This is a genomic window from Marinomonas gallaica, from assembly GCF_001639745.1.
In the GTDB taxonomy this organism is placed as follows: Bacteria; Pseudomonadota; Gammaproteobacteria; order Pseudomonadales; family Marinomonadaceae; genus Marinomonas; species Marinomonas gallaica.
The window spans coordinates 25824-49678 of the sequence record NZ_LTAX01000008.1; the positions used below are offsets into that span (position 1 = coordinate 25824).

Consider the following 23855-nt stretch of genomic DNA (forward strand, 5'->3'; position numbering starts at 1 on the left):
TCAAGGTTTTAATAAATCGTTTTAACAACGCGATCTTAGTGATCTTCGTGCGCCATACTCAGGTAAACAATTGTCAGCATCATAAAGATGAATGCTTGCAATACGATTACTAGAATGTGGAAGATCGCCCAAGGCACAGACAGAGCCCATTGAATGCCCCAAGGCAAGATCGCGATCAAGATGAAGATCAATTCACCAGCATACAAGTTACCGAAAAGTCGTAATGCTAGAGAAACAGGTTTAGCCAATAGACCCACACCTTCAAGCAATAAGTTGAATGGAATCATCCACTTACCGAAAGGTTGCAATGTCAATTCGCCAACAAATCCGCTCACGCCTTTCACTTTGATGCTGTAATAAATGATCAAAATGAAGACTGAAATAGACATACCAAGTGTCGCGTTAAGATCTGTCGTCGGTACCACACGGAAGTATGGAACACCCAACAAAGACGCTAAATGAGGTAAAAAGTCGACCGGTACTAAGTCCATCGTGTTCATCAAGAACACCCAAACAAAAATCGTCAATGCCAACGGCGCGATGACTTTGTTCTTACCATGGAACGTTTCTTTCACGCTCTGGTCAACGAATTCCACCATCAGCTCAACGAAGTTCTGAAGACCAGAAGGGGTATCAACCGATACTTTCTTCGCCGCTTTACGGAATAACCAAAGGAACAGGATACCTAGGCCGATCGAGAACAACATTGTGTCCAGGTGAATCGCCCAGAACCCCATTGCCGCAGCTTCTTCAGCACCGTGAGCAATACCCCACGTACCATCAGGATGTTGACCATAGGTCAAATTCTGAAGGTGATGCTGAATGTAGCTTGACGCTGTGAGATTTTCACTTGCCATATTTACATCCACACTCTTTCAATGATTAAAACCGTTACCTTTGCAGCTAATACTTTAGCAACAAAGGGCTGAGCCAATGGCTCAAAATTGCAACACCGAAGCCGGCAAATAACGCGCCTGCAGCAATTGGCTTGATAAAAATAAAGACAGCGGAAAGTAAGATAGCCGTCAGTACCAATTTACCTGCTTCACCCCGGTAAAATGACTTCACCACGTCTTGCGCGGCTCTCGTCCCAGCATGGCCAAACACACGCCATGCCATATATAAACTTGGAAGTACGCTGGCTAACGCTCCTGCTAAAAAGGAGTAGGCGTGTAGACCATCGTACATCGCATAAATTCCAACACTAAGGCAAAAAACTAACACGAGTTGTGTTGCAATAAAGCGAAACACAGCGCGTTTTTTGGCGGCTAATAAAGCACTCGCCTTGAGCGGCTTAGTATGAGCCATCAATTTCCCCTAGTTGACGCACAATGATGATGCGTTTAAATACGCACACAATGTGATCAAATTTAAAATCCGACGCATTATATGGGTTATATTAAGGCGGTTCAATACAAACGCGGCACAGAAAGTGCACTATTAGTCTAATGTCGATTATTTTAGTGCTTTAACGCACCAAATTTGCAGCTATACCCCAAAAAACTCATTCATCATCGCTTCTAAATGCGCTTGATCTCGATATTCGATGACTAATTTCCCCTTCCCTTTAGCGCTTGGCTGCACCTTCACGCCAGAATTAATTTTTTCTGCAATCTTAGAAGCATGCTCAGAGAAGTCCGGTAACGCCTTTTTTACCTGCTCTTCGGCTGGCGTTTGATAAGATTTCACTAATTTCTCTGTCTCTCGAACAGAAAGTGACTTAGTGATGACGACTGATGCCGCTTGCGGCTGAAGCTCAGCATCAAGCCCTAACAGAGCTCGGGCATGCCCCATTTCAATGTCACCATGTTCTAATAAACGTCGTACATCAGGCGATAAATTCAACAAACGAAGAAGGTTTGCAACGGCAGAACGTGACTTACCGACCGTATCTGCGACTTGTTGCTGCGTTAGCTTAAATTCGTCCACCAAACGCTGAAGGGCCATGGCCTCTTCAACAGGGTTCAAGTCTTCTCGTTGAATGTTTTCGATTAACGCTAAAACAATGGCATCAGAATCTTCTACGTGACGGACTATCACCGGTACTTTATCTAGACCAGCGATTTTAGCGGCACGCCAACGACGTTCACCGGCAATGATTTCGTAGTTTTGTTCGCTAATTGGACGCACAACAATCGGCTGCATGATACCTTGATTACGAATCGAGTTCGCCAGTTCATCCAACTGATTGGGGTTCATGTCGCGACGTGGCTGGAATTTACCTTTGCTCAGCCAATCAACGGGCAAGTACGTCAGCCCTTGAATAACATTATCAGCCGTTTCAATGGCGTCGCCAGCAGCCGTATCTTGAGCGGGTGCCGCTTTCGGCGCCAACAAAGCATCTAATCCGCGACCTAATCCACGCTTTTTCATCGTCATTCCAATCAAACCTTTTAACTGTTTAAGCGGCGACCGCACGCTTACGAATAAACTCGCCAGCCAGCGCTAAATACGCGACAGCGCCTCGAGACTGCTTCTCGTATTGTAATACTGGCAAACCATAGCTCGGCGCCTCGGCTAAACGGATATTGCGAGGAATAACCGTATCAAACACTTTATTGCCAAAATGCTCGACAAGTTGCGTCGATACATCGTGCGTTAAGCTTGGACGAGGGTCATACATAGTCCGTAATATGCCTTCGATCTCCAACGCTGGATTCAGTGCCGTGGAAATTGTTTCAATGGTTTGCAGCAGTGCCGTCAATCCTTCCAAAGCATAGTATTCACATTGCACAGGAATAAGCACGCCCTGAGCTGCAGCTAAGGCATTGACCGTCAACATGTTCAAGGAAGGTGGGCAGTCCAATAAGATGTAGTCAAATTCATTTTCAACTTCATATAGGCCTGCACGTAAGCGCGTCTCTTTACTGGGTAAGTCCAGTAATGCGACTTCTGCGCCCGTCAAATCACCGTTAGCAGGCAACACCGTGAAACCAGCTGTTTCACTGTAGACCATGGTTTCTTTAACGCCATGGGTTCCAACTAGGACATCATACACAGATCGTTCTAGCTCATCTTTCGATAAGCCACTGCCGGTGGTGGCATTTCCCTGTGGATCGAGATCAATCAAGAGTACACGACGCTTCATTGCGCCCAGTGATGCGGCTAAATTAACACAGGTTGTGGTTTTGCCTACGCCACCTTTTTGATTGGTCACTGCGATGATACGCGCCATAGTTTTACTATCCTTTGCGGGTCATAATCACCATATGACGCTCGGCGTCAATGGTGGGAACACTCAATGCTTTAATCTCTTTTACCGTTACCGTATCTGGTAGGCTTTCCAGCTCATCTTCAGGATATACGCCTTTCATGGCCAAAAAATTACCCTTTGCTGACGGCAATGGTAAGCACCAATTAATCATGTCTTCAAGCGATGCGAAAGCACGGGAAGTGACATGATCGTATGCGCCTTGATTAACGTGGTTTTCAACTCGCTCATTCGCAACGGTAACGTTGGTCAGCCCCATTTCCATTTTTACTTGGGTCAGGAAACGCGTTTTTTTACCATTACTGTCCAACAATGTGAAATCATGCTCTGGTAAACAGATAGCCAATATCATGCCAGGCAAGCCTGGACCGGTACCAACATCGATAATTTTTTTACCGGTAATAAAAGGCAATGTTGCAAGACTATCCAGTAGATGTAGCGACACCATTTTGTCTGTGTCACGGATAGCAGTGAGATTGTACGCCTTGTTCCACTTCTCAAGAAGTCCTAGATACTGAACAAGACGTTCAATGGTTTCGTCAGATAACGAGATGCCCATTTGTTCGGCACCTCGTTTGAGGGTATCAAAATAACTCACAGTCGTTCCTAGAAATGCATACTATTGGCTGCTGATTCTAGGCACTTTTGTGGCTTATGGCACGTTTTTTCAAATGAACCAAGAGTAAAGATACCGCAGCGGGTGTAATGCCTTGAATACGGGACGCGGCCGCAAGTGTAGCCGGACGTGCCGCTTCAAGCTTTTGCTTCACCTCATTAGACAAACCATCAATGATGGAATAATCCATGTTTTCAGGCAGCGCTGTATTTTCTTGTCGACGCAAACGCTCAATATCCTCTGCTTGGCGAGAAATGTACCCAGCGTATTTTACTGAAATTTGTACCTGCTCGGCCACTTGCTCATCAACTGGCTGCTCCGGTGCATTTTTCAGATTAGCAACATCCGAGTACTCCACGCCAGGGCGCTTTAATAAGTCAAGTAAGCTGTACTCATGGGAAATCGGTGTTTCCAGTTTTGGATTGATCGATTCCGCTTCCGGTGTATTGGGTACAATCCAAGCCGCTTTCATACGTTGTGTTTCAAGCTCAATGGCTTCACGTTTCTTATTGAATGCAGCCCAACGCTCTTCGGATACCAAACCTAATTGATGGCCCTTTTCAGTCAATCGCAAGTCAGCATTGTCTTCACGAAGAATTAAACGGTATTCGGCACGACTGGTAAACATCCGATAAGGTTCATCGGCTCCCATGGTGATTAAGTCATCAACCAATACGCCTAAATACGCCTCATCACGACGTGGCGTCCAAGGCTCTTTGCCTTGTGCCTGCAAAGCCGCATTCATCCCGGCTAACAAACCTTGTGCGCCCGCTTCTTCATAACCCGTTGTGCCATTGATCTGACCAGCGAAGTACAAACTTTCCATGTGCTTAGTTTCAAGCGAATACTTTAAGTCTTGCGGATTAAAGAAATCATACTCAATGGCATAACCTGGCCGCGTGATATGTGCATTTTCCAAGCCTTTCATAGAGCGAATCAAATCCAACTGCACATCAAATGGCAGTGACGTCGAAATACCATTTGGATAAAGCTCGTGCGTCGTTAACCCTTCGGGCTCGATGAACACTTGGTGCGAGTTTTTATCCGCAAACCGCACAATCTTGTCCTCGATTGATGGGCAGTAACGTGGTCCTACCCCATCGATGACACCTGCGTACATAGGTGAGCGATCCATACCTGAACGAATGATGTCGTGTGTTTGCTCATTGGTATGAGTAATAAAGCAATTTATTTGCTCTGGATGCAAAGCACGGCTGCCCATATAAGACATCACCGGAGTAATGTCATCTCCAGGCTGAGCTTGCATAACTGAAAAATCGACAGTACGAGCATCAATACGTGGCGGGGTTCCGGTTTTCAAGCGGTCAATACGAAACGGCAGAGCGCGTAGCTTTTCCGCTAAACCAATGGAAGCAGGGTCTCCTGCTCGTCCACCTGAGTAATTTTGCATACCCACATGAATAATGCCGCCTAAAAATGTGCCGGTCGTCATGATGACTGTCTTACTTAAAAAACGAATACCACTTTGAGTAATAACGCCACGAGCGGCACCGTTTTCAACAATTAGGTCTTCACATGATTGTTGAAACAACCATAAATTTTCTTGGTTTTCTAACGTATATCGAACAGCCGCTTTATAAAGAATTCGATCGGCTTGAGCACGTGTTGCACGGACTGCAGGCCCTTTTCGGCTGTTTAGCGTACGAAATTGGATGCCCGCTTTATCCGTAGCTAGAGCCATCACGCCATCCAAGGCATCAATTTCTTTAACTAGGTGGGACTTCCCAATACCACCAATCGCTGGGTTACAAGACATCTGCCCCAACGTTTCAATATTGTGAGTAAGTAAAAGGGTTTTTACACCCATGCGAGCTGCAGCAAGAGCGGCTTCGGTACCAGCATGGCCACCACCGACCACAATCACATCAAAGTGAGTTGGGAAATCCACACGAACCTCGGGTAATGAATAAAAAATGAACAGTTGATCTAACAGGGCGCTTAGTATATCGAGTAAATTCCAAATTGAAAGAGACCTTTCAGGCCATTAACCCGGTCATCAATAATAGTATAAATAGGTTATATATGATTTTTTTATGTTTAAGTTATTTATATAGCAAGACAATTTCTGTTAGTAACTTATAAAAAACTATATACATCATAATCTTATGAACATAACAACATGTTAAGTTCCCACCTGTAATCCTGTGATGTGGATAACCAATTGCTGTGTATAAATGTGTTAGTTATACAGACCGTTTTTTTACTGACCTACTTGTGCAAAACTGTGCAAAACTTCTTATGGACTTATTACCGTGTTTGTCCACAAGCTAAATTTACGGAAAATATGTTTATAACCTACTAATATTGTTAATAATTATGTGTTTTTTTGGTTATACATACAGCAAAAATCTGAAAATTTAGTCCACAGGTAAAAAAGTTAAATTTTTCTTCATCTTCATCTTTTTTGCGCAATGATTTTGTGAATAAAATTTCTTGACAGCCACTTAGGTCTCTTTCAATGGTTATGTGCATAACCTATCTAACGATGCTGGTTGCGAATTTGTGCATAACCAACTATTTTTAGACAGGCGGTCTAATTAAGAGGAATGTTAATGGAAGTACTTCAGAGCCGACGCGGTCGACCGAAGCAAAATGATCTGAGTTACCGTGATACAAAGGACGCACTGTTGCAGGCTGGCTTAATTTGGCTGACCCAGAACGGATTTCATGCCACAGGATTGGAGCCGATGCTGCGATTTGCGGAAATACCAAAAGGTTCTTTCTACCATTACTTTGATAGCAAAGAAGTATTTGCTCTAGCTGTACTCGAACGATACAGGCATTACTTTGAAAATAAGCTTGATCGCTATTTGCTGGATGATGATTTACCTCCAGTAACGCGATTGCGTAACTTTATCGAATCGGCCAAAGCCGGTATGGAGAAATACGCTTATCAACGTGGCTGTTTAGTGGGTAACCTAGAGCAAGAAGCCAATGCATTACCTGAGACGATCCGCTTAGCAGTGCTTGACACTTATCAAAGCTGGCAGAGTAAAGTGGCGGACTGTCTGACGCTGGCTCAACAGCAAGGGTTATTGGCTCATGATGCAGATGTCGATGCGTTAGCACATGTTTTTTGGATTGGTTGGGAAGGTGCTGTGGCGCGCGCTAGATTACTGCAGTCTAGTGGACCATTGATTCAGTTTGAAAAATTCTATTTGGCGGGCTTGCCCCGTTAGAAATTTAACTATTTATAGACAACTGGTCTAATTAGGAGGACCGCATGTTTAAAGCACTGGTTATAACGAAGGACGAACAAGGTTACCAAGCTCAGCTAAGTCAATTAGAAACAGCTGACTTACCGCAAGGAGACGTTCAGATTGCAGTACGTGCAAGTACTCTAAACTACAAGGATGCCTTAGCGATTACAGGTAAATCGCCAGTGGTGCGTCAATTTCCAATGGTGCCAGGGATTGATTTGGTTGGTGAGGTAGTGGCGACTGAAAGTGACCGTTTTCAAGTAGGTGATCAAGTCTTGTTAAACGGTTTCGGTGTAGGGGAAACTCATTGGGGTGGTCTAGCGGAACAAGCCAGCTTAAACAGTGACTGGTTGATTGCGTTACCCAGTGCATTCAACGCCCAACAAGCGATGGCGATTGGTACTGCCGGCTATACAGCGATGCTCAGCGTGTTAGCGTTGGAAAAACATGGTATTACGCCCTCTCATGGTCCTGTTTTAGTCACTGGCGCTAATGGCGGCGTCGGCAGTTATGCCGTACGCATTTTAAGTAAATTAGGCTTTGATGTGGTGGCCAGCACTGGACGACCACAAGAGTCGGAGTACTTAAAGCAACTAGGAGCTAGTGACGTGATGGATCGTGCAGAGTTATCCGAAGCAGGAAAACCGTTGCAAAAAGAGCGCTGGGCGGGAGTGGTTGATTGTGTTGGCAGCCATACTTTAGCGAACGCATGTGCGAGTGTGAAATACGGTGGTGCGGTCACAGCGTGTGGACTCGCGCAAGGCATGGATTTCCCAGCATCAGTGGCGCCGTTTATTCTTCGAGGGGTGACGCTCTATGGTATCGACAGCGTGATGCGCCCATTAGTCGATCGCGAACAAGCATGGCAGCGTCTTGCTGAGCTATTAAATGCTGAGGATTTAGACCAGATCGGTGCAACGATTGGTTTAGAGGATGCCTTGGAATACGCGAACAAGCTTTTAGACGGAAGCGTTCGCGGGCGAGTGATCGTATCAATGTAGCGACATGTTAGAAGAAACGCCCACCTTTGCTGGTGGGCGTTAGCATTACTTACCAATACAGAAAGAGCCGAAGATACGACCGAGCAAGTCATCGCTGGTAAAAGCACCTGTGATCTCACTGAGAGCTTGCTGCGCTTCTTTTAGATCTTCTGCTAACAACTCTCCTGCACCATGGCCATGTAGCTGTTCAAAGCCTGCGTCAAGGAAGCTGTTGGCTTTCTGCAGCGCTTCGATATGGCGACGACGAGCGATAAAACCACCTTCCGTTGTACTGTCAAAGCCCATCACAGTTTTCAAATGCGTGGTTAACGCATCGATGCCATCATTGGTTTTTGCCGATAAAGAAATCACAGGCAGTCCGTTACATTCTTCATAGCCCGTGCTTTCTTTGGTTAGATCGACTTTGTTTCGGACCAGTGTTAGGTGATCTTTAGAGGTCAATTGCCCCATAAACTCTGGCCAAATATCGTTTGGATCATTGGAATTGACCGATTGGCTGTCGACCATTAATAGAATGCGATCGGCTTTATGGATTTCTTCCCAAGCACGCTTAATACCGATGCGCTCTACTTCGTCTGGGCTGTCGCGTAACCCCGCGGTATCAATGATGTGCAGTGGCATACCATCTAGATGAATATGCTCTCGCAGTACATCGCGAGTGGTGCCTTCGATCGACGTCACGATTGCAGAGTCTTTGCCTGATAATGCGTTCAAAAGGCTCGACTTACCCGCATTCGGACGCCCTGCGATCACCACACTCATGCCTTCACGTAGCAGTGCGCCTTGATTGGCCTCTTTCATCACGCTGTGCAGTTTATCGCGAATCTCTTGCAGCTGAGCCGCGACTTTACCGTCGCCGATAAAATCGATTTCTTCTTCAGGAAAATCAATGGCGGCTTCTACGTAAATACGCAAATAAATAAGGGCTTCCACCAGTTCGTCAATGCGTTTGGAAAACGCACCTTGTAACGAGCGTAAAGCACATTTTGCCGCTTGTTCGGACGATGAGTCGATTAAATCGGCAATGGCTTCAGCCTGTGTTAAGTCCATCTTATCGTTCAAGAAAGCACGCTCTGAAAACTCACCAGGACGCGCTAGACGCGCGCCAAGCTTCAGGCAACGGCTTAACAACATATCAATAATGACAGGGCCGCCATGGCCTTGTAATTCGAATACGTCTTCACCGGTAAAGGAGTTTGGCCCTGGGAAGTAAAGTGCAATGCCCATATCCAACTGCTCGCCTTGAGTATCGTTGAATGGAACATAATGAGCGTAACGAGGCGTTGGTTCAAAACCGATAATCGCCTGTGCAATTTCGAGACTTTTGGCGCCGGAAACTCGCACGATGCCGACACCGCCACGACCAGGAGCGGTGGCTTGCGCGACAATGGTATCTTGGTCGATGAGTTGCTGAAAATCTGACATAACGGCCTGTATAAACGATAAAAATAATATGCTTAGTGTAAGACTTTAATAACAAAAAGGCTTCCCGTAGGAAGCCTTTTTTAACAATGGAATGACGGTAAATAACTAGCCGTTTTTCTCTATGTTCTTAGTGATCACGTATTGCTGGATGATCGAAAGCGTGTTGTTCACAACCCAGTACAGTACAAGACCAGACGGGAACCACAAGAAGAAGAACGTAAATGCGATCGGCATAATCTTCATGATGCGCGCTTGCATTGGATCTGGAGGCGTTGGATTCAGCGCTTGCTGACCTAGCATACTCAGACCCATTAGGATCGGCAGTACAAAGTATGGATCCATTGCTGACAGGTCAGTGATCCATAGCATAAATGGCGCGTGGCGTAGCTCTACCGATTCCATCAATACCCAGTAAAGGGATAGGAATACTGGCATTTGTACCAGAATAGGAAGACAGCCACCCAGAGGGTTGATCTTCTCTTTCTTATACAGGGCCATCATCGCCTGGGACATGGCTTGTCGATCATCACCGTGCTGTTCACGAAGGCGAGCAAGCTCAGGACCAAATTTACGCATTTTCGCCATAGAGCGGTAACTTGCTGCAGACAGTTTGAAGAACAATGCCTTCACACAGACTACGATCAAGATAATCGCCACACCCCAGTTAATAACAACCGATTGAATCGCCGTTAATAACCAGAACAACGGTTGTGCTAACCACCATAACCAGCCGTAATCTACGGTTAAGTCTAGGTTTTCAGCCGTTGCGGCTAATTGATCTTGCAGTTTAGGTCCCACGTAGAAAGTCGAACTTAGCGTGCCTTGCTGACCCGGTGGTACTTCGACAGCAGAACCTGTGAAACCAATTAGGTTAAAGCCATTGTTCGTACGCGCTTGCAGCGTCACTTTTTGACCTTGCTCCGGAATCCAAGCCGATACGAAGTAGTGTTGCAGCAATGCTACCCAACCTTTCGTTGTTGTTGACTTAACTGGATTTTCCGCCATGTCATCGAACGAAATTTTATCGTATGGGTTTTCTTCATTAGAGATTGCACCACCGATAAATGGTTGCAAGCCCATATTTGTTGCTGTGCTAGGGTCTTCACTGTTATCACGTTTGATTTGCGCAAACTGATTACCGCGCCATGTTTCAGAGCTGGTGTTGTTTACGGTAATCAACTGACGGATGCTGTAAGCGCCGCGTGTGAAAACGAAGGTTTTAGTGTAGCTAATGCCTTTGTCATCCGTGTAGTAAAGGTTCACATCCAGTGTGTTATCACCCTCTTCAAGGGTGTAAGACGTTTGCTCTGCACTGTATGTTGGTCGAGTGCCGCTTGCATCTGGGCCGTCGCGTCCAATCAAACCACTTTGCGTGACATAAAGGCGTTCACCGCCATTATCTAAAATCACAAATGGCTCTGTGCCATTATTGGTTTTCATGTATTGCAACAAAGAGGCTTCAACCAAATCGCCACCCAAAGGGTTGATTGCCACATCAAGAGTATCGGTCTTAACGTGAATCAGTTGGCCTTGAGCAACAGGTGTTGCTTGATCTGGAATATCCGCATTGCTCGCCGCTTGGGTAATCGAGTTCGCGCTTGGAAGATCGGAATCTGCATTAGTTGCTACAACCGTTTCACTTGGCGTGCTTGCAGATTGTGCTGTTGCAGCTGTGCCATAGTCTTGGTTCCACTGCAGGAACAGCAGGTAGCCACTGACAAACAGAGCTCCCCATAATAAGTAACGTCTGAAATCCATGGTATTCAACTAGTTTCTTTGGTTGGACGATGGAGGTGAAAACACCCGTTTTAAAATCACGCCGTATTAAACCAGCCTTTAGCTGATTTTTCAGCCTATTTCTGCGATGTCTTGCGTTGTTTTTGCTCAAAATTTGGCTTTTGGGCTTTCTTGGCCAGTTGCTTCCACGCTTTTTCTAAGCGTTTGTGCAAATCTGGGTTATCTACATCGCGAATGCCGTGGCGAGCTAGAAAAATGATATCTAAACCATTTAACAGGTCTTTCTGGTGACGGAAGGAATCGCGTACCACGCGTTTGATGCGGTTACGGCCTACGGCTCTCTTGTCTGTTTTCTTGGACACTATTAAGCCAAGACGTGCCTGACCTTCGTGTTTTCGAGCTAGTAAGAGAAATTCGCCAGCAAAGACTTTGGAGGAGGTGTCATTAAAGACGGATTGGTAGTCCCCGGCATTCAGGAGCCTGACCTGCCGGGGAAACATAAAGCGTGTCATCAAAGATTACGCGCTTAGAACCTTGCGACCGCGAGCACGGCGAGCCGCCAATACTTTACGACCGTTTTTTGTTGCCGAGCGAGCACGGAAACCGTGTGCGCGTTTACGTTTTAGTACGCTAGGTTGGAAAGTTCTTTTCATTTCAATTCTCTCACTGAATCAGTGTTCTGAGTGTGAGGGTTAGCGTCCGCCAAGCCTCTTGGTTTGATTACAAAATCAGGGCGCGGATTTTAGAGGGTTTACCGGCACAATTCAATCCAGCACAGACGCTTTTCTGTAAATAAATTAACCACCAATGCTTCAATAACTTATGCACAGCGTTATACCGAAGATGTGCGTAAAAAATAATTTTCGCTCTAATAGTTATGCACATAGCATTATGTGAACCATATAAATTGTTTTGTTAACAAATAGTTGAGTGACGAAATACCTGTTGATAAAAATATTCTAAAGCCGCTGTTAATATGTGGGTAAGTAGGTATTTTATGCACACTAGATACGGTTCATTCACTGCTGTGCATAAGTCTTCCTGTTGTTAACATTTTTTTATTTTTTATGATTTGAGCTAGATACTGCATTTTTTGTGGATAACTGCGAATGCTCACGCTAAAATCCCCCTCTTGCTTAAAATTTGTCGAATTTAAAACTCAATCAAGGAGAGCGTTTATCGTGTCTTTGCAGTATTGGGAGCGCTGTCTTGTTACCTTGCAGGAAGAGTTTTCCACATCACAGTTCAATACCTGGATTCGTCCGCTGCAAGCGCAAGCCGAGTCTAATGGGGATCTGTGCCTGTATGCTCCAAATCGTTTTGTGCTCGATTGGGTAACGAATAAGTACCAAGCGCGCATCAAAGAGTTGTTGTCTGAGTTTGCGGGAAATGAGCCAGCGCCAAGCCTAGTCTTGGCGGTACGCCAAAATAATTTCGTCAACCCTACTCCGCCGCCACCCCAACAACCGCCAGCGGCCAAAGCCCCGGAGCCTGCACCACGTTCAGGGTCTCATTCGGAACCTGTGTTTGAATCAGGTTATAGCCCTGGTTTTAGCTTGATGGACCATAACGATCGCGACGGCCCAGAAATCGAATTCGAGGCACCGCTTAGTTTAGGCGACAATTATGTTCGCCCTGAACCGGAGCCTTATGAACAAGGTCAATTGCCGCTTACCCCGCCTAATCGTAAGGTTGAAGTTGAAGGGGGCATTAATCACGGCGCCAATTTAAATAACTCGTTTACCTTTGAGAACTTTGTCGAAGGTAAGTCGAACCAACTTGCTCATGCGGCCGCGCAACAAGTGGCTGAAAATCCAGGGGGCGCTTACAATCCGCTGTTTATTTACGGTGGTGTGGGTTTAGGTAAAACCCACTTAATGCAAGCCGTGGGCACAGAACTAATGCGTCATAATCCCAATGCCAAAGTTGTGTATTTGCATTCGGAACGTTTCGTGGCGGATATGGTAAAAGCGTTGCAACTCAACGCAATTAATGATTTTAAACGCTATTACCGTTCTGTTGACGCCCTTTTAATCGACGATATTCAATTCTTTGCTGGTAAGGATCGAACTCAGGAAGAGTTTTTCCATACCTTTAATGCTTTGCTTGAAGGCGGTCAGCAGATGATTTTGACTTGCGACCGTTACCCAAAAGAGATTCAAGGTTTAGAGGATCGTTTGAAGTCGCGCTTTGGTTGGGGTCTAACAGTAGCGATAGAGCCGCCGGAACTTGAAACTCGTGTGGCGATTTTGATGCGTAAAGCGGAAGAAAGCGGTGTTAAACTGTCTTATGATTCGGCATTCTTTATAGCGCAAAAAATACGCTCGAATGTGCGAGAATTAGAAGGCGCTTTAAAGCGAGTGATTGCCAATTCTCATTTTACCGGACGTTCCATCACGCCCGACTTTGTGCGCGAGTCATTAAAAGACTTATTGGCCTTGCAGGACAAGTTAGTGAACATTGATAATATTCAGCGTATTGTCGCCGAATATTACAAAATTAAGATCAGTGACCTGCTGTCTAAACGTCGCAGTCGATCCGTTGCTCGTCCGCGTCAAGTCGCTATGTCGTTGGCCAAAGAGCTGACCAACCACAGTTTGCCGGAAATCGGCGATGCCTTTGGTGGTCGAGATCATACGACGGCGCTGCACGCGATTCGTAAGATAAAAGAGCTGCAGGATACGGATTCGGATATCCGTGAAGACTACAAGCAATTGATGCGCATTCTGACCACCTAATTGGTCTAAGACTTTGAATTAACGAGGAAAAGAATGAAATTTTCAGTCGTCCGCGAAACGCTCCTTAAACCGCTACAATTAGTAGCTGGTGTGGTTGAGCGTAAACAAACGATGCCAGTATTAGCCAATGTGTTGGTGGAAGTAAAAGATCAAACTCTGACATTGACGGGTTCAGACCTTGAGGTGGAACTGGTAGGTCGTGCGCAGCTAGATGAGTGCGAAGAAGGCCGCATCACCGTCCCTGCTCGTAAGTTAATGGACATTTGTAAAAGCTTGCCTGACAGTGCTGTGATCGAATTCTCAGTTGATGAGTCAAAAGCCGTGATCCGTTCTGGCCGTTCACGCTTCAGTTTATCTACCTTGCCTGCGGAAGAGTTTCCAAACATTCAGGATATGCAAGGCGAACTTGTGGTGAAGATCCCACAAGGAAATGTACGTAAGCTGATTGATCGCACTGGCTTTGCTATGGCAAACCAAGACGTACGTTATTACCTAAACGGTATGCTGTTTGAAGTGGCAGATGGCCAACTTCGCGCGGTGGCAACAGACGGTCACCGACTGGCGACGGCGGTTGAAGATGCTCACGTACAAGGTGATCTGACGCAAGTTATCGTACCGCGTAAAGGTGTGTTGGAATTGAACCGTCTACTGAACGACTCAGAGGACGAAGTTGAATTGACCATTGGCTCGAATCATATTCGTGCTAACGTCGGCGATTATACCTTCACATCGAAGCTTGTTGACGGCAAGTTCCCTGATTATCATCGCGTTATTCCACGTAATAACGAGAAAACGGTCACGGCAGATCGCCTTGAGCTACGCCAAGTCTTCTTGCGTGCGTCGATTTTATCGAACGAGAAATACCGTGGTGTGCGTTTGATTCTGTCCAATGGCATGTTGCAAGTGTTTGCTAACAACCCAGAGCAAGAAGAAGCCGAAGAATCCGTACTGGTTCAGTACCAAGGTGATAACCTTGAGGTTGGCTTTAACGTCGGTTACTTGCTCGATGTGCTGGGCGTTGTCAATTCTCAAGAAGTGCGTATTTCTTTGAATGACTCCAACAGCAGTGCTTTGATCGAAGAAGGTCAAGGCCATGCATCGCAGTACGTTGTGATGCCAATGCGACTGTAAACCCAATAAAGAGGGTGCGCTCGCGCCCTCTTCTTACTTTATAAGACCCCTATGCCACTGGCTCGTCTCGACATTTCTCGTCTTCGTAACCTTACCCATGTGCGCTTTGAACCGTCCCCTCAGGTGAACATCATTGTCGGGGAAAATGGCAGCGGTAAAACCTCGATACTGGAAGCGATCTATTTATTGTCCTTTGGACGTTCGTTCCGCAGTCATAAGCACAAAACTTACATCCAGTATGAACAGCCGGAATGTGTTGTGTTTGCGCAAGTTGATCAAGGTACTCAGCAGTTACCCGTCGGTATCAAACGTGGTCGTGATGGCCAAGTCGAAGTGCGTATTCAAGGTCGTGCCGCACAGTCAGCCATAGAATTAGCCGAATGTTTACCCGTCCAGCTAATTAACCCAGATGCGTTCCGTTTATTGGAGGGCTCACCTAAGATTCGACGCCAATTTGTCGACTGGGGGGTGTTCCATTTTGATGGGCAGTTTATAAATGCCTGGCGTGGGTGGCAAAAAGCGTTAAAACAGCGGAATAGCGTGCTCAGACGTGGTAAAATATCTGCCAATTTACTGGCGGCGTTTGATCAAGAGTTGATCCGCTTAGGTGAGCAAGTCAATCATACGCGTAAAGCGTATGTGGCCGCGCTAACGCCGCATTTTGAAAGCGTATTACAGCAGCTCGCACCAGATCTTGATGTGCATTTAACGTTCTTTCAAGGTTGGGACGCACAGCGTTCCTTAGCAGAAGCCGTTGAACACAGTTATCAGCGAGATATAGATGTTGGTTACACCAACACCGGACCTCAACGGGCCGATTTACGAGTTAAAACCCCGACAGGGGATGCACTCGATACGTTGTCTCGCGGCCAACAAAAGCTGGTGGTCTCGGCGTTAAAAATTGCCCAAGGGCAATTGCTGATTGAGCGTGGTAGACAGTTAGTGTTTTTAGTCGACGATTTACCCGCTGAACTGGACGCTAATCACCGCCGCAAGCTCTGTCAGCTGCTGGAATCTCTGGATAGCCAAATTTTTATTACAAGCGTTGGGCCAGATAGTATGGACTTTACTTGGTCTGATCAGATAGATGTTCGTCACTTCTCCATGAGACAAGGCGAATTGTCCCCAAACGCACAGGAGAGTTAAATGAGTGAAAATAATTACGATTCGTCCAGTATCAAGGTGCTTAAGGGGCTAGACGCTGTGCGTAAGCGTCCCGGTATGTATATCGGTGATACGGATGATGGAACCGGTCTACACCACATGGTGTTTGAGGTAGTGGACAACTCCATTGACGAAGCGTTAGCGGGTCACTGTGACACAGTCAAAGTCATCATTCATCCAGACGAATCCATTTCTGTATCGGACAATGGTCGTGGTATTCCAGTTGAGATGCACGAAGAAGAAGGTGTGTCGGCAGCTGAAGTGATCATGACGGTCTTGCACGCAGGGGGCAAATTCGATGACAACTCTTATAAAGTTTCCGGTGGTTTGCACGGTGTAGGTGTTTCAGTGGTAAACGCCCTGTCCGAAACGGTGACACTGACGATTCGCAAGAACGGCAAAGTCTATGAGCAGAATTATGCGCACGGTGTACCTCAAGCGCCTCTTGCCATTGTGGGAGACTCCGATGGTGCTGGTACCACGGTACACTTCAAGCCGTCGGCTGATACCTTCTCAAACATTCTGTTTGTCTACGACATTCTAGCTAAACGCCTACGTGAACTGTCTTTCCTAAACTCGGGTGTGGCCATTCACCTGAAAGACGAGCGTACGGGGAAAGAAGAATTCTTTAATTACGAAGGTGGTTTGAAGTCCTTCGTTGAGCATTTGAACACCAACAAAACGCCAATCAACGATATTTTCCACTTTATTTGTCAACGCGATGACTTAGAAGATGGCATCGCCGTAGAAGTGGCACTGCAGTGGAACGAAGGTTTCCAAGAAAATATCTACTGTTACACCAACAACATCCCACAGCGCGATGGCGGTACCCACCTTGCTGGTTTCCGTGGTGCGTTGACACGTACACTTAATAACTTCATTGAGTCTGAAGGCTTGGCGAAGAAGCAAAAAGTCGCGACCACAGGTGATGACTCCCGTGAAGGTTTAACGGCGATCGTATCGGTAAAAGTGCCGGATCCGAAGTTCTCTTCTCAGACCAAAGATAAATTGGTGTCGTCTGAAGTGAAAACCGCGGTTGAGCAAGAAATGGCGAAGCGTTTTGCTGAATACTTGCTAGAGAAACCGAGCGAAGCCAAAATCATCGTTAACAAGATGTTGGATGCGGCCCGTGCGCGTGAAGCCGCACGTCGTGCTCGTGATATGACACGTCGTAAAGGTGCCTTAGACATCGCCGGACTACCCGGTAAACTGGCTGACTGTCAGGAGAAAGACCCAGCGCTTTCTGAAATCTACCTAGTGGAGGGTGACTCGGCCGGTGGTTCTGCGAAACAAGGCCGTGACCGTCGTACGCAAGCGATCCTGCCACTGAAAGGTAAGATCCTCAACGTTGAGAAAGCGCGTTTTGACAAGATGTTGTCTTCTGCAGAAGTCGGCACACTGATTACGGCATTAGGGTGTGGTATCGGCCGTGACGAATTCAACGCGGACAAACTGCGTTATCACAGCATCGTTATTATGACCGATGCTGACGTCGACGGCTCGCACATTCGTACCCTGCTGCTTACGTTCTTCTTCCGTCAAATGCCGGAAATCATCGAACGTGGTCACATCTTTATTGCTCAGCCTCCGCTGTTTAAAATCAAGCGTGGCAAGCAAGAGCAGTACATCAAAGATGAACCCGCGCTGGAGCAATACCTTATTGAGGTCGCACTGGATGGCGCGAAATTCTTCATCAATGCCGATGCACCTGGTATTCAAGGCGAAGGCTTATCTAAGCTGATCCGTGATTACATTCGTGTTGAAGAAGACATTGAACGCTTGGCTCGTGTGTATCCGAAAGATGTTATGAACAAGCTTCTGTACTGTAAAGAGTTGACCGTTGATCAGTTGAACGACGAAGCGACGGTTCAATCTTGGGTGAATACGTTAGCACAGCAAATGCCATTAGACGTACGTACAGGTTTCCGTTTTGACTTCGGTGTCGAAAAAGATGCGGAGCGTAATACCTTCTTACCTGTCGTCGACATCATGTCTCACGGTGTGAACACGCGTTACCGTTTTGAGTCTGCATTCTTCTCATCGCCAGATTACAAACGCATTGTTGAGTTGTCACAAACGATTGATGAATTGTTTGAAGAAGGTTCGTACATCCAGCGTGGTGAGCGTAAAGAACCTGTGACGACCATCGAAGGTATGAAAGCATGGCTGATGAAAGAAGCGTCTCGTGGTCTAACGATTCAGCGCTATAAAGGTTTGGGCGAGATGAACCCTGAGCAGCTTTGGGAAACAACGATGGATCCAGATGCGCGTCGTATGCTGCGCGTTACCATTGATGATGCAGTAGCAGCGGATCAGATGTTTACCACCTTGATGGGTGACGAAGTGGAACCACGTCGTAACTTTATCCAAGAAAACGCTTTGAAAGTTGCGAACTTAGACGTTTAAGTCTAAATGTTTTTTTGCAATGTAATGAAAAAGCCAGAGTTGACTCTGGCTTTTTTGTGTCTTGTCTAAGGCGTTGCTGAGTCTTATTTAAGTGCGACTTTAATACTGTCTTGGATCGGTGTAGTGGGTCGTCCGATGAGCGTTGAAAGCGTATGGCTGTCGTCAAATAAGCCGCCTTTTGCTGCACCGACATCTGAGTCGGCTAAGATCGTAGCCAGTCCTTCTGGTAAGCCGACGTCTACTAATACTTTCGTGTATTCAGCTTCAGATAAGTTTTTATAAACCACTTCTTTACCACTGATAGACGCCAAGAGAGCGGCGTATTCGGCCAATGTGAATGCCTCATCACCTGCAAGCTCGTACACCTTACCGGCTTGATCTTCCGACGTAATCACGATGGCCGCAGCGTCTGCATAATCTGCACGAGTCGCGGTTGCGTATTGGCCTTCATCGGCGCTGCCTAATACCGCGCCATGCTCAAGTGCCATGGCTGCGGAAGCGGTGTAGTTTTCTGAGTACCAACCGTTACGCAGTACAACGTGTGGTATGCCTGATGCTTTTAGAGCCGCTTCGGTTACGCGATGCTCTTCGGCTAATGCTAAAGGTGACGTTTCAGCGTGTAAAATGCTGGTGTAGGCTAACAGCTCAATGGCGGCTTCTTTTGCGGCATCAATTACATTTTGATGTTGCGGAGCACGTTGGCCAACCTCGCTGGATGATACCAAAACCACACGCTTTACGCCGACCATTGCTGCTTTTAATGACGTTGGGTCGGTATAGTCTGCTTTACGAACGATGACGCCAAGTTGGGCTAAATCATCTGCTTTATCTGGGCTACGAACGGCGGCAACGATGCCATCGGCCGCGATTCCGCGAGCTAATAAACCTGTAATAACTAATTTACCCAATTGGCCTGTTGCACCGGTTACTAAAATCATACTGCACTCCTGTTCATTGGTTAGTGTCTGAATATAGGTTAGACTTAAAACTTACTTTTAGTAAGTACGCACAAAAAGGTAAGTATGAAAAAAATTACTGATGTGAGTTCCGATGCCATGGCGATCAAATTTGATCGTGGTGATGTGTTCTCAAATAAATGTCCATCCCGAGAAGTGCTACGACACGTGACTGGCCGCTGGGGGATGTTGGTGTTTTTGGCTTTACGTGATGGTGAAGCAAAGCGTTTCAGTCATTTGCGTCGCACCATTCAAGGTGTGAGTGAAAAGATGCTCGCGCAGACGCTGCAACAGCTGGAGGCTGATGGCTTTGTAACACGTATTGTGTACCCGGTTGTACCGCCCCATGTGGAATACCAACTGACGCCACTAGGGATAGAGTTTGGGCAAAAAGTGATTGATCTAGTTGGATGGTTGGAAGATAACTTAATGGGGATTTTGAATAATCGCCAGCAAGCTTAGGCAAAAAGCAAAAAGCAAAAAGCAAAAAGCAAAAAGCAAAAAGCGGATTTCTGTAAAAGTAATAAGCCCTCACGGCCTTTGAAGAGCTTATTACGCTATTACTGTGTATCAAATTTAACTATTGTAACGATATGTGAGCACTCACTATCTACACGGTTTCGGTACTATGAGTATTTATGCAACGTGGCGATGGCAAATGCAGCGAGATCGGTGTAAATATCAAAATGAAAGTCGATGTCTTTGTATTGGGTTTCACGACCTTTGCCTGTCAGTACTAAAACTGGCGCGCAGCCACGTGCCTTGCCTGCCTCTAGGTCTCGCAATGAATCGCCGACCATAATGGCAGGGGTGTCATTAAAACTAACCCTAAGTTTCGCTTCAATGGTTTCAATCATACCGCTCTTTGGTTTACGGCATTCACAGGCATCATCTGGCCCGTGGGGGCAATATTCTATGCCTTCCACTTGGCCGCCTTCGGCCTCTAATAAGTCCAGCATTTTGTCATGCATCGCATGCAATGTCGCTTCGTCATAGTAACCACGGGCAATACCAGATTGGTTGGTTGCGATAAAAATTTGAAAACCTGCTTTGCTAAGTGCTGCCATGGCTTTGATGCTACCGGATAGAGGGATCCATTCATCGACGGATTTCACATACGCATCCGAATCTTGGTTAATGACGCCATCGCGATCAAGAATGATAATAGGCTTGTTATTGGCCATAATTGTGTCTGCCTCAGATAAATGAACGGTATTAGATGGTAGTATAATGGTTTCAGGTTGGCTTAGGTTGAGTTTTCACGTGAAACACTTTTTTGTTTCCGCCAGTTTGCCAAGAACCAATAGTTAGTGAATTTACTAAGTGGGTGTTATGTCCGATCAAGTTTCCTCTTCGCCAATGACGAAATTAATTACCATCATTGGCAAGCTTCCGCTTCCATTTGTTCGTTGTGCAGGACGCATTTTCGGCTTATTGAGCCTTCGTTTTGATCGTCGTACACGCCGTGCTATTGATCGAAACTTAGAACTTTGCTTACCCCACATGGACAAAGAGCAACGTACGCGTTTACGCAATCGTCGTTTACAACACATGGGCCAAACTTTCGCTGAAATGGGCCATCTGTGGACACGTGATGTGAAGTTTATATTGAATCAGTGTTATGACGGAGAAGGCGCGCAGGCTCTCAAAGAAGCGGTAGAAGGCAAAGGCGGAGTTATTCTTTTAGCGCCGCACTTAGGGAACTGGGAAGCCGTAAACGTCTATATCAGCTCTATCCGTCCGATGACGGCCATGTACCGTCCTTATAAAGACGAGGCTTTGGATGCGTTTATTCTTAAGGCCCGCAACCGCGCAGGTGGTGAGCTGGTGCCAACTAATCGCCGTGGTGTAATGCAAATTGTGAAAACACTTAACGCGGATGGTGTGGTTGGGATGTTACCTGATCAAGTGCCGCAAAAAGGCAGTGGCGAGTTTGCTCCGTTCTTTGGTCATCAAGCCTATACCATGACATTAGCAAGCCAACTTGCACAGAAAACCAACGCGAAAGCATTTGTCGTAGGCTGCATTCAAACAAAAAAAGGCTTTGAAATGACGGCGCTAGAAGTGGATCCGCGCTTCTATGACGCGGATGTAAGCACATCTCTTGAAGGCATGAATACGACGATTGAGCAACTTGTTCAACGTGCACCAAGCCAGTACCAATGGGAATACAAGCGCTTTAAGATTCAGCCGCACGATGCACTGAATCCTTACAAAGAGCACGATCAACAATAAATCGGTAAGTTATATCCGTAAAAATGGGGCTTTTTACGCCCCATTTTTTATTGCTCAGCAATGTGTGAGAAAAGCGTTTGCCGGCACACAGTCGCGAGATCGCTTGGTGCTAAACCAATATCAAACCCTCGCTTACCGCCACTGACATACATTTTATTTAAAACCTGAGCGCTGTCATCAATGACCGTTATAAGGGCTTTTTTCTGCCCTATGGGGCTGATGCCTCCGACAATATAACCGGTCAGACGTTCTGCCTCTTTTGGTTCAGTCATGCGTAGCTTCTTCACCTTCAGTGCGGCTGCGGTTCGCTTCAAATTCAGTTTCCTGTCACTGGCACGATGGCAACAAACACGTCTTTGTCATCTGTGACCAGCAACGTCTTGAATACTTCTTCTTGTGCCAGTCCAAGTTTGCTGGCCGCCTCTTCACCAAAATTTTGGCAATTCGGGTCATGCTCGTATTCATGCTGCGTGAAAGCAATCTTACGTTTCTTCAATGTTTGAGTCGCAGGTGTCATGGGACTATTTCCTTATATTGCTTACTTCTGCCAAAACATAGGCGTGAATAATACCAATAAGGTGAACACTTCTAAACGCCCTAGTAACATCGCAAAACACAGCATCCATTTAGACGGATCATTGATTGAAGCGAAGTTAGCCGCGACTTCACCCAAACCTGGACCTAAGTTGTTGAGCGTTGCGGCCACAGCCGACCACGCGGTGACTTGGTCGATACCCGTAGCCATCAAGCCAATCATTAACATGACATAGACCAATAAGTACGCGGAGAAGAATCCCCATACCGCAGACACCACACGTTCTTGAATCGCTTTACCACCGACTTTGATAGGAATGACAGCATTCGGATGGACTAGACGTTGAATCTCACGAAAGCCCTGCTTAAGAATCAGTAGAATACGGATAACTTTCATACCACCACCGGTGGAGCTCGCACAGCCGCCAGCAAAGGATGTGACGATTAACAAGAACGGCAGGAAGTGAGGCCACACGGAGAAGTCTGATGTACTAAAACCAGATGTCGTAGCAATCGACACACTTTCAAATACGGCGTAGCGGAGCGAGGTTTGCCAATCGAACGTCGCAGTAAGAATCAATACCAGCGTTGCTAACGAAATGGTTGATAGCAACATAAAGAAAAAGAAGCGCGCTTCCGGATCTTTAAAGTAATGCCACACACTGCGTGTACGCCATGCATAGAAATGCAAGGCAAAGTTCAACGCCGATATCACCATGAAAACCGTACAGATGATTTCAATGGTGACGCTGTTGAAATATCCAATGCTGGCATCATGGGTTGAGAATCCGCCGATTGCGACGGTAGAGAAGCTGTGACACAACGCATCAAAAAATGTCATGCCTGCGGCCCAGTAACCCAGAGTACAGGCGAGTGTCAGAGTGGCATAAATGTACCAAAGAGCTTTGGCGGTTTCAGCGATACGAGGCGTCAATTTAGAATCCTTAACGGGCCCTGGGGTTTCGGCACGATACAACTGCATTCCCCCAACACCAAGCATTGGCATGATCGCAACGGCTAGCACAATGATACCCATACCACCTAACCACTGTAGCCATTGGCGGTAAAACAGTATCGACTCTGGCAGATCATCAATGGACGTTAGAATGGTCGCACCCGTGGTTGTCAAGCCGGACAGGGATTCAAACAAAGAGTCGGTAAATGTTAGATCTGGTTCCGTGGCAAGTAAGAAAGGCACCGCACCAAACAATCCCAGTGTTGACCAAAACAAAACGGTGACTAAGAAGCCATCGCGTATTTTTAAGTCTCCACGATGATTACGAAACGGAAACCAAATCACCAAGCCGCCAATTAAGTTGATGACCAAGGCATAAAGAAACGCGAGTATTGCGCCATCTTGGTAAATTAAAGAGACAGCAATCGGAGGTAACAGCGTTAAGCTGAAGATCATAATGAGCAAACCGATAACGCGTAGGATTACCTGAATATGCATGCAGTAGCCTTGTTAAAAATGTCCCAC

At 46.4% G+C, this 23855-nt stretch carries 21 protein-coding genes and 1 pseudogene; 8 read left to right on the top strand and 14 right to left on the bottom strand.

Annotated features, from left to right (window positions below):
* Positions 1-35: 35 nt before the first annotated feature.
* The 6 genes from atpB to mnmG form a co-directional block, all read right to left on the bottom strand.
* The gene (atpB, locus tag AYW76_RS09280) at positions 36-857 is read right to left on the bottom strand and encodes a F0F1 ATP synthase subunit A (protein WP_067035510.1); all 822 of its coding nucleotides are present in this window, start codon (positions 855-857) and stop codon (positions 36-38) included.
* 46 nt (positions 858-903) lie between these two features.
* Positions 904-1308, bottom strand: coding sequence for an ATP synthase subunit I (locus AYW76_RS09285; RefSeq protein ID WP_067218937.1), 405 nt, complete (start codon positions 1306-1308; stop codon positions 904-906).
* A 180-nt stretch (positions 1309-1488) separates the two neighbouring features.
* A complete protein-coding gene (locus AYW76_RS09290) occupies positions 1489-2379 on the bottom strand; it encodes a ParB/RepB/Spo0J family partition protein (protein ID WP_067218940.1) in 891 nt (296 codons plus the stop codon).
* A 22-nt stretch (positions 2380-2401) separates the two neighbouring features.
* Positions 2402-3175, bottom strand: coding sequence for a ParA family protein (locus AYW76_RS09295; RefSeq protein WP_067035500.1), 774 nt, complete (start codon positions 3173-3175; stop codon positions 2402-2404).
* 7 nt (positions 3176-3182) lie between these two features.
* Positions 3183-3809: a 16S rRNA (guanine(527)-N(7))-methyltransferase RsmG gene (gene rsmG, locus AYW76_RS09300; protein WP_067035498.1), complete on the bottom strand. Its 627-nt coding sequence runs from the start codon at positions 3807-3809 to the stop codon at positions 3183-3185.
* 37 nt (positions 3810-3846) lie between these two features.
* Positions 3847-5736, bottom strand: a complete 1890-nt coding sequence (mnmG, locus tag AYW76_RS09305; protein ID WP_067218944.1) for a tRNA uridine-5-carboxymethylaminomethyl(34) synthesis enzyme MnmG — start codon at positions 5734-5736, stop codon at positions 3847-3849.
* A gap of 664 nt (positions 5737-6400) precedes the next feature.
* Here mnmG and acuR point away from each other — a divergent pair.
* Both acuR and acuI read left to right on the top strand, forming a co-directional pair.
* On the top strand, positions 6401-7027 hold the full coding sequence (gene acuR, locus AYW76_RS09310) for an acrylate utilization transcriptional regulator AcuR (RefSeq protein ID WP_231872583.1): 627 nt from the start codon (positions 6401-6403) through the stop codon (positions 7025-7027).
* Positions 7028-7071: 44 nt separating this feature from the next.
* Positions 7072-8049 (top strand): acrylyl-CoA reductase (NADPH), encoded by a 978-nt coding sequence (gene acuI / locus AYW76_RS09315; RefSeq protein WP_067218950.1) that lies wholly within the window; start codon positions 7072-7074, stop codon positions 8047-8049.
* A gap of 45 nt (positions 8050-8094) precedes the next feature.
* Here acuI and mnmE read toward each other — a convergent pair whose 3' ends face one another.
* The 4 genes from mnmE to rpmH form a co-directional block, all read right to left on the bottom strand.
* Complete coding sequence (gene mnmE, locus AYW76_RS09320; RefSeq protein WP_067218954.1) at positions 8095-9474, bottom strand: tRNA uridine-5-carboxymethylaminomethyl(34) synthesis GTPase MnmE; 1380 nt, start codon at positions 9472-9474, stop codon at positions 8095-8097.
* Between the two features lie 105 nt (positions 9475-9579).
* The gene (gene yidC, locus AYW76_RS09325; RefSeq protein ID WP_067218957.1) at positions 9580-11232 is read right to left on the bottom strand and encodes a membrane protein insertase YidC; all 1653 of its coding nucleotides are present in this window, start codon (positions 11230-11232) and stop codon (positions 9580-9582) included.
* A 95-nt stretch (positions 11233-11327) separates the two neighbouring features.
* The gene (gene rnpA, locus AYW76_RS09330) at positions 11328-11723 is read right to left on the bottom strand and encodes a ribonuclease P protein component (RefSeq protein ID WP_067035478.1); all 396 of its coding nucleotides are present in this window, start codon (positions 11721-11723) and stop codon (positions 11328-11330) included.
* A 6-nt stretch (positions 11724-11729) separates the two neighbouring features.
* On the bottom strand, positions 11730-11864 hold the full coding sequence (gene rpmH / locus AYW76_RS18955; protein WP_082856320.1) for a 50S ribosomal protein L34: 135 nt from the start codon (positions 11862-11864) through the stop codon (positions 11730-11732).
* A gap of 528 nt (positions 11865-12392) precedes the next feature.
* On the opposite strand from rpmH, the gene dnaA reads away from it, so the two are divergent.
* The 4 genes from dnaA to gyrB are packed head-to-tail and all read left to right on the top strand — an operon-like array spanning position 12393 to position 18650.
* Positions 12393-13949: a chromosomal replication initiator protein DnaA gene (gene dnaA, locus AYW76_RS09335; RefSeq protein ID WP_067035474.1), complete on the top strand. Its 1557-nt coding sequence runs from the start codon at positions 12393-12395 to the stop codon at positions 13947-13949.
* Positions 13950-13982: 33 nt separating this feature from the next.
* Complete coding sequence (dnaN, locus tag AYW76_RS09340; RefSeq protein ID WP_067035471.1) at positions 13983-15080, top strand: DNA polymerase III subunit beta; 1098 nt, start codon at positions 13983-13985, stop codon at positions 15078-15080.
* 51 nt (positions 15081-15131) lie between these two features.
* A complete protein-coding gene (recF, locus tag AYW76_RS09345; RefSeq protein WP_067035467.1) occupies positions 15132-16226 on the top strand; it encodes a DNA replication/repair protein RecF in 1095 nt (364 codons plus the stop codon).
* The gene (gene gyrB, locus AYW76_RS09350; RefSeq protein ID WP_067035464.1) at positions 16227-18650 is read left to right on the top strand and encodes a DNA topoisomerase (ATP-hydrolyzing) subunit B; all 2424 of its coding nucleotides are present in this window, start codon (positions 16227-16229) and stop codon (positions 18648-18650) included.
* Between the two features lie 83 nt (positions 18651-18733).
* Here the strand turns inward: gyrB and AYW76_RS09355 are convergent, their stop codons facing one another.
* Positions 18734-19588, bottom strand: a complete 855-nt coding sequence (locus tag AYW76_RS09355; protein WP_067218960.1) for an SDR family oxidoreductase — start codon at positions 19586-19588, stop codon at positions 18734-18736.
* A gap of 84 nt (positions 19589-19672) precedes the next feature.
* Between AYW76_RS09355 and AYW76_RS09360 the strand changes: the two genes are divergently transcribed.
* On the top strand, positions 19673-20068 hold the full coding sequence (locus tag AYW76_RS09360; RefSeq protein ID WP_197467798.1) for a winged helix-turn-helix transcriptional regulator: 396 nt from the start codon (positions 19673-19675) through the stop codon (positions 20066-20068).
* A 164-nt stretch (positions 20069-20232) separates the two neighbouring features.
* Here the strand turns inward: AYW76_RS09360 and gmhB are convergent, their stop codons facing one another.
* A complete protein-coding gene (gene gmhB / locus AYW76_RS09365; protein ID WP_067218961.1) occupies positions 20233-20790 on the bottom strand; it encodes a D-glycero-beta-D-manno-heptose 1,7-bisphosphate 7-phosphatase in 558 nt (185 codons plus the stop codon).
* 148 nt (positions 20791-20938) lie between these two features.
* Between gmhB and AYW76_RS09370 the strand changes: the two genes are divergently transcribed.
* Positions 20939-21841 carry a lysophospholipid acyltransferase family protein gene (locus AYW76_RS09370; protein WP_067218965.1) on the top strand — a complete coding sequence of 301 codons (903 nt, stop codon included), beginning with the start codon at positions 20939-20941 and terminating at the stop codon, positions 21839-21841.
* A gap of 47 nt (positions 21842-21888) precedes the next feature.
* Here the strand turns inward: AYW76_RS09370 and ybaK are convergent.
* Both ybaK and AYW76_RS09380 read right to left on the bottom strand, forming a co-directional pair.
* Positions 21889-22358 (bottom strand): annotated as a pseudogene (gene ybaK / locus AYW76_RS09375) (Cys-tRNA(Pro) deacylase).
* 21 nt (positions 22359-22379) lie between these two features.
* The gene (locus AYW76_RS09380; protein WP_067218968.1) at positions 22380-23828 is read right to left on the bottom strand and encodes a TrkH family potassium uptake protein; all 1449 of its coding nucleotides are present in this window, start codon (positions 23826-23828) and stop codon (positions 22380-22382) included.
* Positions 23829-23855 lie beyond the last annotated feature (27 nt).

Coding starts and splice junctions, on each gene's coding strand:
- AYW76_RS09360 (WP_197467798.1), top strand. CDS start 19,673: ATGAAAAAAATTACTGATGTGAGTTCCGATGCCATGGCGATCAAATTT.
- AYW76_RS09295 (WP_067035500.1), bottom strand. CDS start 3,175: ATGGCGCGTATCATCGCAGTGACCAATCAAAAAGGTGGCGTAGGCAAA.
- recF (WP_067035467.1), top strand. CDS start 15,132: ATGCCACTGGCTCGTCTCGACATTTCTCGTCTTCGTAACCTTACCCAT.
- AYW76_RS09380 (WP_067218968.1), bottom strand. CDS start 23,828: ATGCATATTCAGGTAATCCTACGCGTTATCGGTTTGCTCATTATGATC.
- yidC (WP_067218957.1), bottom strand. CDS start 11,232: ATGGATTTCAGACGTTACTTATTATGGGGAGCTCTGTTTGTCAGTGGC.
- acuR (WP_231872583.1), top strand. CDS start 6,401: ATGGAAGTACTTCAGAGCCGACGCGGTCGACCGAAGCAAAATGATCTG.
- gyrB (WP_067035464.1), top strand. CDS start 16,227: ATGAGTGAAAATAATTACGATTCGTCCAGTATCAAGGTGCTTAAGGGG.
- dnaN (WP_067035471.1), top strand. CDS start 13,983: ATGAAATTTTCAGTCGTCCGCGAAACGCTCCTTAAACCGCTACAATTA.
- rnpA (WP_067035478.1), bottom strand. CDS start 11,723: ATGACACGCTTTATGTTTCCCCGGCAGGTCAGGCTCCTGAATGCCGGG.
- AYW76_RS09290 (WP_067218940.1), bottom strand. CDS start 2,379: ATGACGATGAAAAAGCGTGGATTAGGTCGCGGATTAGATGCTTTGTTG.
- rpmH (WP_082856320.1), bottom strand. CDS start 11,864: ATGAAAAGAACTTTCCAACCTAGCGTACTAAAACGTAAACGCGCACAC.
- AYW76_RS09355 (WP_067218960.1), bottom strand. CDS start 19,588: ATGATTTTAGTAACCGGTGCAACAGGCCAATTGGGTAAATTAGTTATT.
- AYW76_RS09370 (WP_067218965.1), top strand. CDS start 20,939: ATGTCCGATCAAGTTTCCTCTTCGCCAATGACGAAATTAATTACCATC.
- mnmE (WP_067218954.1), bottom strand. CDS start 9,474: ATGTCAGATTTTCAGCAACTCATCGACCAAGATACCATTGTCGCGCAA.
- AYW76_RS09285 (WP_067218937.1), bottom strand. CDS start 1,308: ATGGCTCATACTAAGCCGCTCAAGGCGAGTGCTTTATTAGCCGCCAAA.
- gmhB (WP_067218961.1), bottom strand. CDS start 20,790: ATGGCCAATAACAAGCCTATTATCATTCTTGATCGCGATGGCGTCATT.
- acuI (WP_067218950.1), top strand. CDS start 7,072: ATGTTTAAAGCACTGGTTATAACGAAGGACGAACAAGGTTACCAAGCT.
- atpB (WP_067035510.1), bottom strand. CDS start 857: ATGGCAAGTGAAAATCTCACAGCGTCAAGCTACATTCAGCATCACCTT.